Raw genomic sequence first — 15,197 nt, forward strand, 5'->3', positions numbered from 1 at the left:
CGTGCGTGGTCGATGCCGCTTCCGTGGCGGTCAGAAGACCACTATGCCGACGCCGACCGCGATCGGCACGAGGATTTCGGCCGCCAGCAGCGAGGCCAGGAGCCTCGGGCTGGCCGCCCAGCGGGACACGGTTGCGGTGAACCGGACGGGTGGGCGGCGGGCGGGTGCACCGGGCTGTGACGGCAATTCCGCGAAGCGCACCAGTATGTTGCGGATCTGCGCCGCCGGGATGATGATCCGCTGCCATCCCGGGTCCAAGGCGGTCCAGTCGCCCTCCGTGGGGCGCACCTGCAGGGGTGGCGCCAAGACCAGTTCCCGGTCGGCGAGGGCGGCGTCGGCCGAGTAGGCGTCGCGCACCCCGACGTAGGCACTGCCATCGAGAAGCTCGACCTGCAGCTGGGTCACTATCCTATGCCCCGGCGATACGGTCGTACCGTTGTCGATCAGCCGTTGCGGGAGCCGGCCGAACACCGCCACCCACGCGCTTTCCGGAAAGACCCGGCCGGCCAGACCGGAAGTCGGTGTGACCGCGAAGCACAGCGCCGACAGGGTGGCCGACACGATCAGGAACAGCGTGATGGTCCAGCCGGTCAGCCACAGGTGATTGGCGACGTAGTGGGGGACCGTCCACATCCGGCGCGGATCTGCCAGCACGGCCGGAGTAAGCGTCCGGATGATGCCGAGAAGCACCAGGGTCGCGGCGCTGACGAAGGCACCACCGAGCAGTACGCGTGAGGTCTCCACGAATACGCTGTCCATCCGGCCGGGCCGTGACCGCTGGCGCAGCAGCTCGAGGATGATTCCGGGCAGTAGCAGCAGAATGACGATCGACAGGCTGACGAACGTGGCCGGCATCCGATCACGCGCCGTCAGGCTGCTTGCCGGACGGCGGCGTGTCCTTGCGCTGGGCTGCGGAGGACCGGGCGGGCGTACGTTTCGCCGGCTTCGGAGCGAGCAGGGCGCTGAGGTCGACGGGATTTTCGTCGTCGACGACAAGGCCGCGGTGGATGAGGTCGTCGCTGGGATCCGAGGGCTGAGACGCCTGAGTCATGCGCTTGTCCATTCAGTCAGGCCGAGTCGGCGAGCCGTTCCAACAGGGTCTCGATGACAATCTCGCCGACCGGGTCCAGTCCCGGCCGGACACTGTCGAGATTCCGCTCGCCGCCCATGAGGCGGTGCAGCGCACTGGCAAGGGCCTCCCATTCCGGGTGGCCGTCGAGAAGGTCCAGCACGGGCGTGAGCTCCTGCTCCAGCTGCTCTGCCCGCAGCTGTCCTCCGATCAGAAGCGAGATGAGGGCATCGTTCACCGGGTCCATCTCGCGGTCGTCGGACTCACTCAGCCTCTCCAATGCCCGGCTGACGACGGCGGTGTCTATCGCGTCCAGATCGGCCGTGAGTGAACGGCGGTCGCGGGCTCCTGACCTGATCCGGTGCAGTGCGGGCACTAGCTGCGCCCAGTCCGCCTGCTGGGACAACTCATCGGTCATGATGCGGAACAGCCGGTCGGAGCTGCGACTGCCACGGATGGCCTTGACCAGCTCGGTCAGGATCGGTTCCCACTGGGTGAGCTGGAATTCCTGCTGTCGCGCCAGCTGGTCCGGGACCGGCTGGCGATCGACGTGTCGGATCAGCCGCGTCAGCGTTTCCTGTGCGGCGTTTTCGTCACCGGCGAGCGGTATTGCCAGGTCGGCGAACCGTACGCCCGGCACCTGGCCGACCACATCGGCCAGCTTGGCGAGGGTGTGGATGCGCGCCGTGGCCGGCACAGCGTGCCAGAAGCCCACCAGCGCGGTCAGGCGCACCTCGCGGTCGTGTTCCTGCCCGCTGATCATGACGAGCAGCGTGCCGGCCAGTTGATGTGCGAGTTGGCCGGCCGGGTCCCGCTTCGCCGAGCGCAGGTATTTGGCCAGGTTGTGATGCCCGGCCCCGACGTTGTTGGCGTTCGGGAGCAGATACATCAGTCTGAGGGCGGCACCGGCGAGTTCGATGGCGGCGGCGTATTCTCCACGCTCAGCGGCGAGGTCGGCCCGGGCGCTGATCGTCATGCCGAGCCGCGGCAGATCGTCCTCCTGCTCGAAGATCTCCTGGCACAGGCGAAGCACCGATTCGGCCGCTTCCAGCTGGTCGAGGTGCATCAGTGGGCGGTAGGCGCCGTACATGGTCCGGGCCATCGCGAGGGCGGGTGCGCCACGCTGCGCCAGGCTGGCGATCTCGTCGCGGTTGAAGTCGAGTGCCTCCTGCCACCGCCCGGCTGTCATGGCGGCCTGGCTGCCGAGCCGGAACGTGAACTCCCGGACCCCGGCGGGCACGGCCGCCTCGTCCTCGGTGGAGTCGTCCGCAAGCTCCCGCATGCGTTCGACGATCCGATGAACCTCATCGAGCGCCTGCTCGGGGCCGTGTGTGAACATCAGCAGCCGGGCCAGCTCGTTCTCCACCGAGATCCGGCTCCAGGGTCCGAGGCCGGCCAGCCGGCTGAACTCAAGGTTGCGGTTCAGCAGGCTGTGCGCCTGTTCCAGCTTGCCGGCACCCAGTAGCAGGGTGGCGAGGGAAGCCGCCACATTGAATGCCTCCCGGAAGTCTCGGGCCTCGACCGCGGTGGCCAACGCCCGGCGCAAGTGCGACTCGCCGGCGTCGCGGTCGATGCGGCTCAACGCCTTTCCCAGGATGGCCTGATCGCGGGCCAGGCCCGAGGCCGCCACGATGGGCTTCATGTATCGCACGACGGCCTGTGCCACGTGCGCCGTCTCGTCCCGTTCGACCGCGCGGAACAGTGCCTCAGCGGCGGTGTCCCGGTCGTCCTGGCGGATGAGGTACGGCGCTGCGGACAGTGCCGCGCGCGCTATGAGATAACTGATCTCGCCCGAGCTGCGTCGCTCGGCCATGGCCACCAGACTGAGCCAGTAGGAGGCCAACTCGAGGTCGACCGCTCGACGAACCGGTTGTGGTGTGTCGGCGATGACCGCTTCGATCACCACGGGGTGCATCCGGTACTGGACCGTGTCAGGCCCGTCCGGGTATTGCGCAGGCACGGCGTCCACCAGGGCGGTCGCGGACAACGGCGCCCACGCCGCGCTCAGCTCGGCGGAGGTCTCCGGGATGTCCCATCGCCGGCACAGCTCGGGCCAGGTGCGCTCGAGGACGTACCGCCATCGGTCGTTTTCTTCCAGGCAGGCGAGCGTCCTCAAGAGCAGCAGCGACGTCGACGGCAGGGTGGCCGCCACCGACCCCGTCCAGTACACGAACGCGGGGAGGTGTCCCTGGCCGTCGAGCGGACTTCGCCTGCCGGTGAGGAACGACCCCTCGTCCGTGGGTGCCGCTGTCAGCAGGGTGGCCAGCCGGGCCGGGTCCGCCGCCGCTGCGTCGACCATTTCCAGCAATTTCGGGTGGCCGCGCACCAGTTCGAGCACCCTGCGCAGCTGGGCGCGGTCGTGGTGCGCAGCCGCCTGGTCCACGGCCGGGCTCGGATGCAACAACTGGCGCAGATTCGGCAGTTCCCGCGAGAGCAGAACGGCCTCATCACGCGACAACGCGTGCAGCGTCTCGACGCTCACCGTGGCGTCCAGCGCTGTCGGCACGACGTGACTGGTCAGCACCACCCGTGTGGCGCCGCCGTGGGCGCACAACGTCTGCATGAGGGCCGCCCAGCGGGAATCGCCCCACGCGCCGTCCGGCGACAGGAGGGTGTCGATGTTGTCCATGACGATCAGCACCCGCGAGCGCCGAAGCACCTCGGCGAGCCGTGGCAGTATGACCTCATCGCCGGCCACGATGTCGGGCTCGGCGAGCTGCATCGTGAGGGCCCGGGAGAAATCGGCCAGCGCGTCGGCCCACCGCTGCTCGCTCAGCGTCGCCTGCCACCACAGCACCCGGGAGAAGGTGCCGTGGTGCCGGTACGCGAGTTCGAGCGCACACGACGTCGTACCGATCCCCGGCATGCCATGGAACAGGACCCCGGAGTGCTGAGCATCCGGGGCCAGTGTCCGGCCGGCCCGTGCCATCGCGGCAGCTCGGCCCAGAAAACGTTGCGGTTCCGGCGGAAATGCCGACATCCGTTGCCGTGTGTCGTCCGGCCCGACGGCGCCCTGCGGGGGCTCCAGCCGCAGATCGATTGCCCGGGCGCCGACCAGGGTGGGCGTGGCGATCGAGATCGGCGGCCGGGCTGCCGACGGCGCCGCGCCCGCAGCCTGCGGAACGGCGGTGCGGAAGGCTACGTCAACCGGTACGCCGTCGCGGAACAGCGCCTCGTAGAGCCGGGCGCCCAGCGCGACAGCGAACTCGTCCGCAACCGGGTATCGCATGGCGACGACCGCGCACCGCAGTTCACGGGCCAGCTGTCCGGCGATCCCCGTCCCGCCGACGCCTGTGGCCGACCGGCCGCTGTCGCCATCGAGGCCGGCAGGTGGGGTGCTCGGCGTCTCCGCCTCATCGTCATGCACCGCGTCTGCCTCGTCGTTCAGCTGCAGCCAGCGCAACGCCTCCGCAGTGGTGGCCGCAGCGGAGTCGCAAACCGACAGGACCGCCAGGCGCAGGCGTCCGGCGGGTCGCAGCATTCGCAGAAGATCATCGGAGTCGACCGGATCGGGCCTGCCGTCACTTGTCTCCAGCACGATCTTCCCACTGGCTCCGTGCCCCGACAGGTGCAGCACGTCCGGGCCGCCGTCCGCGCTCAACCGGGCGGCGAGAGCATCCCGTGTCACGCCGTACTGAAGGATCTCCAGCTCCACCACTCGCCGGTCGCGCGTCACCAGCTCGCGCACCATCCGGGCCAGCGCAGACCGTTCCCGGCGCAGGCCCAGCGCGGTCATCTCCGAAGGCAGGCTGAAGACCGCGATCATCCGCAGCGGGCCGGGCGGCGACGGCGCTGCCTCAACCGTGTCCGAGTCGTCGTCACCGGCTTCGAAGACCAGCGTCACATCTCCGCGGCGAGCCAGGGCGGACCCGTCGGCCCACGCCAACTCGAGCGGCATCGTCATGAGGAAACCGAGCCGATCGGGGAGCCGCACGCGTACGGTGACCGGGGCCGCCGCCACGATCGCCGAACCGACGGCCTCGCCCAGCACCTGGGAACCGGTCCATTCGCTGACCCTCTGCACGACCCGAGCCTGCGACGCCACCCGGTCCGTCGGATCGCTGTGCCAGCGTAGATAGCGGTGAAGGTCAGCGAACGCCGGCGACTCGGCTCCGCCGGAATCCAAGTCGACCTCGTGCTGCGCCAGCAGAGCGCCGTCCCCGCCGATCAGCTCCCACCGCCACCGAAGGCGATCAACGACGTCGACCGCACGCAACAGCAACGCCATGGCCTGCCTCCTCAGCCGCGAGCCGGGTGCGCATGAGCGACAGTGTCAGGATGCCCGCTCTCCGTCAACGATCGCCTTTGAAGGCACACCCTAGGGCGAACGGGAGGGCACAGAGCCGGCTGATCAGCGCAGGGCGGCGGCGATCGCCTCGGCAGGGGTGGCGGTCGGCCGCCCGATCAGGCGCCGCAGGTCACCGGAGTCGGTGAACATCTCGTCCTGGCTCATGGCGCGGTCGGCGTCGGCAAGGACGTGCGCCAACTCGGCGGGCACGCCCGCGCCGGTCAGCAGTTGCGCGAACGCGTCGGCCGTCAGGTGGGTGCAGTCGATGCGCCTGCCGGTGGCGGCCGAGATCGCCGTGGCCAGCTCGGCCAGGGTGAAGGCTTCGTCGCCGCCCAGTTCATAGACCTTGCCGTCGTGGCCGTCGGTGGTCAGCACGACCGCAGCGGCGTCGGCATAGTCGGCGCGGGTCGCGGCGCTGATCCTTCCTTGGCCGGCGGCCCCGGCCAAGGCCCCACCTTGCAGCACCTGGGGGAGCTGAGAGGTGTAGTTCTCCAGGTACCAGCCGTTACGCAGCATCACGCTGGGCAGGCGCTCGCGCAGGTACTCCTCCGTAGCGCTGTGGGTGGGGGCAAGACTTGCGGTGGACGTGTCCGCGCGCAGCATGCTGGTGTACGCGACCAGCGACGCGCCCGCCGCCACCGCGGCGTCGATGGCGCGGCGGTGGTTGGCGACCCGCTCGTTCACGGTGGTGGTGGAGATCAGCAGAAGCCGGTCCGCGCCCTCGAAGGCCGCGGGCAGGCTGTCCGGCTCGGCGAAGTCGGCCCGGCGGACCACAACACCACGGTCGGCGAAGTCCTTGATCCTGGTGATGTCACGGCTGGTCGCGACGATGCCGGAGGCGGGCACCCCACGGTTCAGCAGCGCTTCGACGGTGAGCCTGCCCAGCTGCCCGGAGGCGGCGGTAACAACGATCGACATGGTGGTCGTTCCCCCTCTGCCGTGGACCTTTCACGGCGCGGAACCCACGATGACCTGGTCACTCTCCTTTGGTAAGGACGCACTTGCGGGTAAGGTGACCACCCGGACGAAAGCATCGAGGTGAGGCTTGTGACGACCGCCGAGCAAGTGAGCGAGCCCATATCGTCGTGGGATCCGTACACGCGTGGCTGCCCGTCGCGGGACCTGCTCGACCAGATCGGCAGCAAGTGGGCGGTCCTCGTGCTGGGCGAACTCGGCAGGCACGGGCCGTGCCGGTTCACTCAACTGCGGCGACAGCTCGCGGGGGTCAGCGAGAAGATGCTCACCCAGACCCTGCGCACGCTCGAACGCGACGGGCTGCTCCGGCGCACGGTGTACCCGGAAGTGCCGATCCGGGTGGAGTACGAGCTGACACCACTCGGCCAGACCCTGCGAGGCCCCCTGAAAGCCCTCACGGAATGGTCGGTGCAGCACATCGAGGACGTTCTCGAGGCCCGCGAAGAGTACGACGAACGCGCCGGAAGACGTTAGGGGCGCTGTCGCCGATATCTCGGCCTTCTATGTCATAGCTCGGCGATCAGCGGGAATCAATCCCAGGGAATCGCACCTGCGCCGCGTGCATTGGCAAGGAGGGCAAGAACTACCGCGTGCTGATGGCGGAGGACGGTGGAGCTGTGCGGGACGAGGGGCGAGGTCGAGCGCAGGGGGCGGCGGCTGCGTCGGCGGTGCTGGATGTGATCGACGGGATGGCCCGTCGTCTCGAACGCCCGCCGTCGGCGGCTGAGTTCGCAGAGGTGCTGAGCCAGTCGCTGCCGATCGAGGACGACCGGATCGACGTCGAATTTGAGGCGCCCCGGCTCGCGTTGCGCGGCAAGTCAGGTCTGCTGCGTGGCGACGTCGAGGACGTATACGATCTCCCAGATTATCTATTCGACGAGGCCTCCAATCTTTTTGAAGTGCTGCTGGATTCGGTGAACAAGGCGGCCGGCATCGCCGAGTCGGATATTTGTGAAAGCCTTACCGATTTGATCAGGTCGATTCCTGGCGATCGTCTCACCGGGTATAGCAGTGATATGCGGTTTGTCATGGTCGGCCCGCCGGCCAAACATCGGCCCCAGATCGGCGACGTGGTAGCTGTTCCCGTCGGCGCAGGCGCCTATCGTCTAGCGGTGCTCATCGCGAAGAACCGCTTCGGCGTCGCTTTTGGCTTCTTCAGAGGGCGCTTCGCCGAGCCGCGAATGCCGAGGTCGGGGGAAGATGTTCATCCCTTTCCCCTGTATGCGGATGATCGATCCGTGCGCAATGGTAAGTGGCCACTTGTCGGCCACTCCTCCCGTCTGGTCAATCTGTTTCCGGCGGAGCCGGAGATATATCACAAGGTGGGCCTTGCCGAAAACGCGGCGGGTTCGACTCGAGAGATCTCGGACGAAGAGGCTGCGCAGGTCAAACTGAGCCATCCGAGATTCAGGCAAATACATGTCAGCGATTATCTTGCTGATTTCCTGGACTCTGAACTGTTGCCTTGATTTTCGGAGACACGTGAACGCGGCGAGATGCGGCGGAGATCCTGGAACGGCTGGGCGTTGCGACCGGCGCCCGGATCACCGTCAGCGACTGAACGCGCATCGGTACGGGCGGGGACGTGCGCCTTCCCCGCCCGTACCCATGTGGTGTGGTTATCCGGTCGGGCCGTCGAGGCCGTGAACTGCCGGAACCTCCAGCTTCCGGTCGTCGCCGGAGCCGCTCAGGATCACCTTGCGCAGGGAGGTGTTGTTGGTCGTGCTGAGCTCTGCCAGCCGATCCGACGGGTTGGCCTTGACCTCGATGTAGTAGGTGCCGTTCGGCAGGTCGGTGACGTCGAACGACTGGCCGGGCAGGAACTGGGTGTAGGTGTCGCCGTTGCCGATGTCGAGCACCTCACGGACGGCGACGGCGGTGTTGGCGCCGCAGGAACTGGAGAGATCCGTGTTGCTCGGCCGGACCTTGGCGTTCGGAATCGTGTAGTCGACCGCGTCGGTGTTGACCAGGCAGAACGCTTCCTTGCCGCTGCGCACCGCCTCCTGCTGATCCGCGGTGAGCAGGTTGTACTGGGCGAAGTCGGTGAAGTGCCAGTGCAGGTGGCCCTCCCGCTTGTCCCATTCCATGGTGCCCGCGTTGGCCGAGCCGACCTGCTTGCCCTTGGCGTCGTAGAAGTACTGGTAGGCGTCCATCAGGTCGGTGCCGGTGCGGCGGAAGCCGTCGACCACCAGCGGCGAGGTGCCGGCGTTCCACACGGTGGCCCCGAAGACGATGTACTTGCGGCCCGGGACGTCTCCCAGATCCGCGCCGTCGGCCAGGCTGATGCCCCACGCCGGCAGCGAGCGCAGGTCGGGGCGGGGTCCCTTGGGCAGGGCCGCCCGGCTGCGCACCGTCTCCGGACGGCGGGCCGCGGGCCGCAGATCGGGTGAGTAGGCCGAGGCCTGCGCGGTGGCGTCGCCCTCGGTGAGGTGCTCGTGGTTCGCGGCGGGTTGGGTGGCCTTGACCTTCGCCTCGGCGCGGACGCGATCCGCTGCGGAGAGCGCGCCCTCGAAGATGCTCTCGATCGTGATCGTGAGGTTCGTCCCGGCACCTGCGATCTTGAAGTGGTCGCGGTACCGCTGGGTGATGTCGATCCTGGCCTGATAGGTGCCGTCGGGCAGGTCCTCCAGCTCGCTCGGTGCGATGGCGGCCGTCCAGCCGCTCTGGATGCCCCAGACGTTGCCGATCTGGAAGGGGTTGCCGTTGAAGCAGTCCGCCGGGTACGGCGTGGTGTCCGGCGCGTCCGGCCGGGCCCGGCTGGTCTCATAGGTGTTGGGGCAGAAGTCCTGGGTGCCGGAGACCACGGTCGTGCCGTTGGCGTCCGTCATGGTGAGCTCGGTGAAGTCCTGGAGCCCGCTGAAGTCGGTCACCATGCCCGCGGGCAGGGGAGCCTTGGTCTTCCTGCCGTTCCTGGTGGTCACCTGCTGGGCGACGATCGGGTCGGCGTACGACTTGCGTTTCACCTCGATCTCGAACGGATCCTTACCGGCCATCAGATACACGCCGGTGTTCGGGTCCAGGAAGAAGGAGCCGAATTCGTACACGTACCTGGTGAGGGTGACGTCGGTCGCCGTCGTGACCAGACTGAGTGGTGGCGGCGGCGTGGTGTCGGCGTTGGCAACCGCTGAGCCGGTGGCGACAACGGTGGCGCCCAGGGCGAGCGCGACGAACGGACGCCAACGGCGCCCGAAGCGGGCAGTGCCTGTCATGCGAATCCTCCCCGATCAGTGGAACCGAGAGGTCGCAACGAGTCGCCGGACCTGTCGCGTCACGATCACGGTCAGGTCCCCCGGGGCACCGGTGAAGTCGTGCGGTTGTGGCATCGCGATTCCCCCGTAGTCCTCGTCGCGCCACTGACATTGCAACCTGTCGATGTCCACCGTGTCCACCCCCGGTGCACGGGGTGACACGACGGCCTTCTGGTGCGGCGGGCTGACCGGACGGTCCATGCCGTGATCAACCGTCCGGCCTGAGATCCCACGAAAGTCACTCGTGCGAGATCGCCGCGAGCCCCGAGGCTGTTGCGGACAAAAGGGATGAAAAGTACGTTTCGTTCGCAATGAGAGTCGGCTCAGGCCGAGGATCACCCACGTCACCTGACTCCACAAGGGGCCGTCATGCGCAACACCCTCGTCGCCGGTACCACCCTGCTTGCCGCGCTCGCCGCGACAGCCGTGCCGGCAGCCGCCGCCCCCGCGCCGCTTCCGGTCGACAAGATGGTCATCGACGTCGTCGCCGCCAACGGTTCCGGCTGCCCGCTCGGCACCGCCGACGTGACCGTGTCGCCGGACAACAAAGCCTTCACCGTGACCTACAGCGAATTCACCGCCCAGGTCGGTGTCGGCGCCAGACCGCTGGACTTCCGTAAGAACTGTCAGCTTGCCCTGAACGTCGACGTTCCCCAGGGCTTCACGTACGCCATCGCGCGCACCGACTATCGCGGCTTCGTCCGGCTGGAGAAGGGCGCGTCGGCCACTCAGTCGTCGTTCTACTACTTCCAGGGCGACCTGCAGACCCACAAGACGCGGCACGACTTCACCGGCCCGGCCGACGGCGACTGGCAGCGCACCGACACGATCGGCATCAGCTCCGTGTCGTTCCTGCCGTGCGGCGAGCGGCGCTTCCTCAACGTCAACACCGAACTCCGGGTCAACGCCGGGTGGTCCGACAGGAAGAAGACCACCAGCTTCCTCACCATGGACTCCACCGACGGCAACCTCGACACCGTTTACCACGTGGCCTGGAGGAAGTGCTGACCTGTCGATGCCGACGAGACGTGTGCCCGGCCGGCCCGAGGGCCGGGCCTGCTCTCACGCCGGGATCGGTGACTGTGGTGGCGCGGCAAGCCAGTTGGTCGGCGCTGTGCCGAGGTGCTGTGAGAACACGCGCGAGAACGAGGACGCGTTGGCGTATCCGAGCTCGGCCGCGATCGTGGACACGGCGGCGCCGGCGCGTAGGCGCTCCTGGGCGATGGTGAGCCGCCATTGGGTCAGATATTGCCCCGGCGTCGAGCCGATGACCTCTTTGAAGTGGGCCGCGAAGGCGCTGCGTGACATTCGTGCCTCGCGGGCCATGCTGTCCAGCTTCCAGTCCGCTTCCGGTGATTCGTGCAGCGCGATGAGTGAGGGGGCCAGGCGCGGATCGGCCAGGCCGGTCAGGATGCCCGAGGGTATGCCCAACTCGCCGGCGTGGTCGAGGATCCAGCGCAGCAGCCGGATGAGGACGACCTCGAAGAGCCGGTCGGCGACGAGCCGCTGACCGCAGCGAACACTGTCGACCTCGTCGAACAGCAGCTGCAGGAGCGGCTCCCATCCGGCCAGCGCGTCGAGTGGGATGGTGAGCACGGGTGGCAGCGTCCGCATGAGGGGGTGCGTCGCCCCGCCCTCGACGTCGAGCGACGCGCACGTGAAGTCGGAGACGTCGCTCGGCGCGTTGTGGAAGACGTGTTCGAGGGGCTGCGGGTAGAACAGCAGGGTCGGCCGGTCGATCTCGATCCGCCGCACCGCGCCGCCGGGTTCTCGATGGGTGGCAGCCATTTCTCCCTGCCGCAGGATGTGCAGGAAACCACGGCCGGGCCGGGCCGCGAACGTCGTCACACCGCAGAGTGGGCCGGCGTGAAACAGCTGGGTGGTGACCCGGAACCGGTGCAGCAGCGGGGTGAGCCGGTCAGAAGACTCCATGCCGCCACTCTATGGACGATCCGCTAAGAATCAAAGACTTTCTGATACGCATCGTACGTAGGTGAAGGGCAGGCTTGGTGGCACGAGCCCCGCCCGTGGGGCGCTCACCTCAGATGGGAACCAGTCATGGCAAACGTGCCCCTGATCGACCGTGATTCCGCCAGCGGCGAGGTGAAGGAGCAGCTGGACCAGATCCACGCCGCCTTCGGTGCCGTGCCCGCGATGTTCAAGGCAGTCGCGAACTCTCCTGCCGCGCTCAAGAGCATGTGGGGGTCGTTCGGTGCGTTCTCCGGCGGCACGCTCGGTGCGGCCCTGGGCGAGCAGATCGCCGTGGCTGTCGCGAACCACAACTCGTGCGAGTACTGCCTGGCCGCGCACACCGCACTCGGCAGGAAAGCGGGCCTGAGCCGCGAGGACCTCACCGCCGCGCAGGCCGGCGAGTCCGGCGACGCCCGTACCGCCGCTCTGCTCCGCTTCGCCCTGAAGCTGGTCGATGAGCACGGCCAGGTCTCGGCCGAGGACGTCGCGGCCGTCCGCGCGCAGGGCTGGAGCGACGAGCAGATCGTCGAGACGATCGCCCAGGTCGCCCTCAACCTGTTCACCAACTACGTCAACATCGCCCTCGGGGTGCCGGTCGACTTCCCGACCGTGGCGCTGCGCCGGGCACGCTGACCCCGGAGCCGGCGCGGCCGGTGCGCTTCGCCTTGTCGATGCGCACCGGCCGCGAGGCTATCCGAGCGGCTGCCAGGTGCTCGGGTCGGACAGCTCGGTGAACCTGAGTTCGCGCAGGATGCGCCGGACGTCGTCGATGGACAGACCTCGGCCGACTCTCTGCAACTCGGCGAAGTACTCGCCGTTGATGACCATCGTGCAGTAACCGTCAGCGTCGATGCACTTGATGTCCTGGCCGTTTCCGGGCGCGTTGGACGGCTTCGGCCGGCCGTGGTGAATCGTCAGCTGTCCGCCGCCGGGGTAGTAATCCAGCGGGGCCACCAACTCCGCCCCGGTCGGAAGCTGCCTGTCGAGCACGACCTTGGAGACCTGCGGATCCCGGTCAGCGGCGTTCCATTGCGCCGCGGTCACCCGCCAGCCCGCCGGCAGCCAGCCGAAGGTGTACGGCGCCCGGATCGACTCGGCGGGCTGCGGCACCAGCGCCTCGACGATGGCCAGCGAGTCCTCGCGACTGAGCGGATCGCGGCTGCGCCACGGCAGGAACGTGGCCCAGGACGTGCCGTCGAACTGCCAGGCGAGGGCCGTGCGGGTGAAGGATTCGGTTCTGATGCTCGGGTCGTTGGGCTTCATGCCGGGATTCGCCGCGAGTTTGGCCCGCAGATCAACAAGATCAGGCATTTCGTACGTGTATGCGCGCTCGATCCCGGGTCGGCCGGCGACCGTGACCGTTTTCGGGGGACCGTACTTCTCGGTCGTCCGGTCGGTGGTGCCGAAGTCGGCGATGTCGTACCGGCCCGGCCGGTGCAGGGTGATGACGGCGTCCGGGAGCGGATACGGCACACCGTCGACGTCCAGCGTCCGGCCGTCCCGGTACACCGGGATCTCCTGGTAGCCGTAGGTCACCGAACGCGCCGGACCGATCTGCCAGGCGCCGGCCCGGGACGTGCCGGCGGTGAATCGCAGGCCGGTGGGCTGGCGGAACTCTCTCGGCGCGGCGGACGTGGTCGGCGTGGCGGCGGCCGGCGGATTCGGGTCGGAGGCGCGGGGCACCGTACCGGTGATCGTGGCGACGACCGCGACCGTCAGCAGGGCCGCGCTTCCCGCACCGGCGACGGCGCCCCAGCGCCGCCGGCGCCGGATCCGATGCGCGGCCGCGATGATGTCCGCGGTGCTCGTCCGCGGCGCCGGCGCCCCCTCCTGGACAGCTTCAAGCACGTCCTCGATGTGATACGACACGGTCCTGCCCCCTCTCGGTGATCTCTGCCGCCAGGACGGCGCGCAGGGTGTCCAGGCCACGGCTTGTCTGACTTTTCACGGTGCCCGGCGAGCACCCGAGGATTTCGGCCGTCTCGTCGACGCTGAGGCCTTCCAGGAACCGGAGGACCAGGGCAGCGCGTTGCCGGGGCGGCACGTGCTGCAACGCGGCCCGCATCCGCAGCCGCTCGTCGATATCGCCGGAGCGGTCCGGGATGGGCGTGTCGAGAAAGGCCGCGTCCACGGCGCGTTCCCGGTGCCAAGGCCGTCGTTTCTCGCCGATCGCGGCGCGCACGACCGCCTTACGCGCGTACGCGTCAGGCGAGCTCACCTTGTCCCACCTCAGGTACAACCGGGCCAGCGCACCGGACACCGCGTCCTCGGCCGTCTGCCAGTCTCCGCACGTGACGTACGCGAGCGCCCTCAGCGGTCCGATCCGGGCCTGCGCGAAGTCCCGGAACATCTCTTCCGACTCGGCATTCACCAGCCGGTCTCCTCTCGTCGAGAGCAAGAGGAGGAGACCCGCGCCCCGGGTTGCACCGATGCTCGACCTTTCTGCTCCGGCGGGCCGGGCACGGATCGGGACGCCGCCCAGCCGTCTGGGCTGAGCCCAGTGCCATGCTCCACCTGCGATCGGCTCGGGCGAACGGATCCCGTGGCGATCCAGTGGCGCAGGGCGGGGGCGACCGGACGCTCGATCAGGCGGTGGACCAGCCAGGCGGCCACGATCAGGATCGCCGCCACGGCGACGATGAGGACGGGCACCGGTACGCCGGTGCGGTCGTAGGCGTACCGGATCAGGGTGTATCCGATGCGGGGGTGCAGCAGATAGAGAGGGTAGGAGATGGCGCCGGCCACGGCCAGCCAGCGCCACCGCCAGCGGTCGGTGACGCCAAGAGCGATGGCCAGCAGCGCGATGTACGCGAGCGTGATGATCAGCCACGCCGGCCAGACCGGCACCGGGAAGCCCGGGTTCGCGAAGAGCACGCGCTCGCGTACCCGGAAAAGGCTGAGCGCCCAGGCCGCGGCCAGCAGGGCCCACAACGGCCACGCGGGTCCGTGGCGGCGGATGAGGTAGATCGCGATACCCGCGACGAAATAGGGGGCGAACTGGGGCATGACCAGCTCGGCGAGCGACGCCCCGGCCGGGACGACGACGGAGAGGGTCAGCCAGCCGGCGCCGATGGCGATGACGCGGCGGCGGGTGGGGCCGATCAGGACCAGGAGGGCGAACAGGGCGTAGAACCGCAGCTCGTACCAGAGGGTCCAGTAGACGGTGTCGACGTAGGGCACGTTGAACGGTTCGGCGACCATGGTGAGGTTGACGGCGATGTCGGTGGCGGTCAGGCCGTGCGGCAAGGGGATGCCGTCGGTGAGCGGCAGGAAGGTCATGACCGCCGTGGTGATCAGGACGCAGGCCCAGAAGGCGGGGTAGAGCCGGGCGGCGCGGGAGGCGAGGAAGTCGCGCGGGGTCCGGTCCCAGCCGCTCATGCAGATGGCGAAGCCGCTGATCATGAAGAAGATCTCGACGCCGAGGAAGCCGTAGATCAGTATCGAGTTCACTTCTTGCGGCAGGTACGCGGTGGTCGGCCGGACGCCGTCGACCGACCACGCCATGCCGAGGTGATGGAAGGCCACTGCCAGAGCACACAGCAGTCGCAGGCCGTCCAGGGCCAGCAGACGGTTCGTTTTCGCAGCCATGATCGGCCGCCTCCTCAGCACGGGTCATCGCCGCGAGTGGCACGGCCGCTCACGGTGG

The 15,197-nt window shown here is 68.5% G+C and carries 13 protein-coding genes; 4 read left to right on the plus strand and 9 right to left on the minus strand.

Annotated features, from left to right (window positions below; all coding sequences use genetic code 11):
* Nucleotides 1–30 precede the first annotated feature (30 nt).
* From AMIS_RS12790 to AMIS_RS12805, 4 genes are all read right to left on the minus strand, one after another.
* Nucleotides 31–855 carry a DUF6338 family protein gene (locus AMIS_RS12790; RefSeq protein ID WP_014442709.1) on the minus strand — a complete coding sequence of 275 codons (825 nt, stop codon included), beginning with the start codon at nt 853–855 and terminating at the stop codon, nt 31–33.
* Between the two features lie 4 nt (nt 856–859).
* Nucleotides 860–1,051, minus strand: a complete 192-nt coding sequence (locus AMIS_RS12795; protein WP_157434835.1) for a hypothetical protein — start codon at nt 1,049–1,051, stop codon at nt 860–862.
* A 16-nt stretch (nt 1,052–1,067) separates the two neighbouring features.
* Nucleotides 1,068–5,297 carry a CHAT domain-containing protein gene (locus AMIS_RS12800; RefSeq protein ID WP_014442711.1) on the minus strand — a complete coding sequence of 1,410 codons (4,230 nt, stop codon included), beginning with the start codon at nt 5,295–5,297 and terminating at the stop codon, nt 1,068–1,070.
* Nucleotides 5,298–5,420: 123 nt separating this feature from the next.
* Entirely contained in the window at nt 5,421–6,275 is an 855-nt protein-coding gene (locus tag AMIS_RS12805) for an NmrA family NAD(P)-binding protein (protein ID WP_014442712.1), read from the minus strand.
* Nucleotides 6,276–6,395: 120 nt separating this feature from the next.
* Here AMIS_RS12805 and AMIS_RS12810 point away from each other — a divergent pair, with 120 nt between their 5' ends.
* The gene (locus AMIS_RS12810) at nt 6,396–6,806 is read left to right on the plus strand and encodes a winged helix-turn-helix transcriptional regulator (protein WP_014442713.1); all 411 of its coding nucleotides are present in this window, start codon (nt 6,396–6,398) and stop codon (nt 6,804–6,806) included.
* A 116-nt stretch (nt 6,807–6,922) separates the two neighbouring features.
* The gene (locus tag AMIS_RS12815; RefSeq protein ID WP_041829729.1) at nt 6,923–7,801 is read left to right on the plus strand and encodes a hypothetical protein; all 879 of its coding nucleotides are present in this window, start codon (nt 6,923–6,925) and stop codon (nt 7,799–7,801) included.
* Between the two features lie 150 nt (nt 7,802–7,951).
* Here the strand turns inward: AMIS_RS12815 and AMIS_RS12820 are convergent, their stop codons facing one another.
* Nucleotides 7,952–9,541: a lysyl oxidase family protein gene (locus tag AMIS_RS12820; protein ID WP_014442715.1), complete on the minus strand. Its 1,590-nt coding sequence runs from the start codon at nt 9,539–9,541 to the stop codon at nt 7,952–7,954.
* Between the two features lie 408 nt (nt 9,542–9,949).
* Between AMIS_RS12820 and AMIS_RS12830 the strand changes: the two genes are divergently transcribed.
* Nucleotides 9,950–10,588: a DUF4360 domain-containing protein gene (locus tag AMIS_RS12830; RefSeq protein WP_014442717.1), complete on the plus strand. Its 639-nt coding sequence runs from the start codon at nt 9,950–9,952 to the stop codon at nt 10,586–10,588.
* A gap of 54 nt (nt 10,589–10,642) precedes the next feature.
* On the opposite strand, the gene AMIS_RS12835 is transcribed toward AMIS_RS12830, so the two are convergent.
* On the minus strand, nt 10,643–11,512 hold the full coding sequence (locus tag AMIS_RS12835) for an AraC family transcriptional regulator (protein WP_014442718.1): 870 nt from the start codon (nt 11,510–11,512) through the stop codon (nt 10,643–10,645).
* Between the two features lie 126 nt (nt 11,513–11,638).
* On the opposite strand from AMIS_RS12835, the gene AMIS_RS12840 reads away from it, so the two are divergent.
* Nucleotides 11,639–12,184: a carboxymuconolactone decarboxylase family protein gene (locus AMIS_RS12840; RefSeq protein ID WP_014442719.1), complete on the plus strand. Its 546-nt coding sequence runs from the start codon at nt 11,639–11,641 to the stop codon at nt 12,182–12,184.
* Between the two features lie 57 nt (nt 12,185–12,241).
* Here the strand turns inward: AMIS_RS12840 and AMIS_RS12845 are convergent, their stop codons facing one another.
* Genes AMIS_RS12845 through AMIS_RS12855 form a run of 3 tightly spaced genes read right to left on the minus strand, consistent with a single transcriptional unit; the run spans nt 12,242 to nt 15,139 of the window.
* Nucleotides 12,242–13,399 (minus strand): hypothetical protein, encoded by a 1,158-nt coding sequence (locus AMIS_RS12845; RefSeq protein WP_014442720.1) that lies wholly within the window; start codon nt 13,397–13,399, stop codon nt 12,242–12,244.
* The gene (locus tag AMIS_RS12850) at nt 13,392–13,922 is read right to left on the minus strand and encodes a SigE family RNA polymerase sigma factor (RefSeq protein WP_014442721.1); all 531 of its coding nucleotides are present in this window, start codon (nt 13,920–13,922) and stop codon (nt 13,392–13,394) included. The genes AMIS_RS12845 and AMIS_RS12850 overlap by 8 nt, the downstream gene beginning before the upstream one ends.
* On the minus strand, nt 13,919–15,139 hold the full coding sequence (locus AMIS_RS12855; protein WP_014442722.1) for an acyltransferase family protein: 1,221 nt from the start codon (nt 15,137–15,139) through the stop codon (nt 13,919–13,921). Before AMIS_RS12855 ends, AMIS_RS12850 begins: the two co-directional genes overlap by 4 nt.
* Between the last annotated feature and the right edge of the window lie 58 nt (nt 15,140–15,197).

The organism is Actinoplanes missouriensis 431, assembly GCF_000284295.1.
Lineage (GTDB): Bacteria > Actinomycetota > Actinomycetes > Mycobacteriales > Micromonosporaceae > Actinoplanes > Actinoplanes missouriensis.

Coding starts and splice junctions, on each gene's coding strand:
- AMIS_RS12835 (WP_014442718.1), bottom strand. CDS start 11,512: ATGGAGTCTTCTGACCGGCTCACCCCGCTGCTGCACCGGTTCCGGGTC.
- AMIS_RS12830 (WP_014442717.1), top strand. CDS start 9,950: ATGCGCAACACCCTCGTCGCCGGTACCACCCTGCTTGCCGCGCTCGCC.
- AMIS_RS12820 (WP_014442715.1), bottom strand. CDS start 9,541: ATGACAGGCACTGCCCGCTTCGGGCGCCGTTGGCGTCCGTTCGTCGCG.
- AMIS_RS12840 (WP_014442719.1), top strand. CDS start 11,639: ATGGCAAACGTGCCCCTGATCGACCGTGATTCCGCCAGCGGCGAGGTG.
- AMIS_RS12805 (WP_014442712.1), bottom strand. CDS start 6,275: ATGTCGATCGTTGTTACCGCCGCCTCCGGGCAGCTGGGCAGGCTCACC.
- AMIS_RS12795 (WP_157434835.1), bottom strand. CDS start 1,051: ATGACTCAGGCGTCTCAGCCCTCGGATCCCAGCGACGACCTCATCCAC.
- AMIS_RS12800 (WP_014442711.1), bottom strand. CDS start 5,297: ATGGCGTTGCTGTTGCGTGCGGTCGACGTCGTTGATCGCCTTCGGTGG.
- AMIS_RS12855 (WP_014442722.1), bottom strand. CDS start 15,139: ATGGCTGCGAAAACGAACCGTCTGCTGGCCCTGGACGGCCTGCGACTG.
- AMIS_RS12790 (WP_014442709.1), bottom strand. CDS start 855: ATGCCGGCCACGTTCGTCAGCCTGTCGATCGTCATTCTGCTGCTACTG.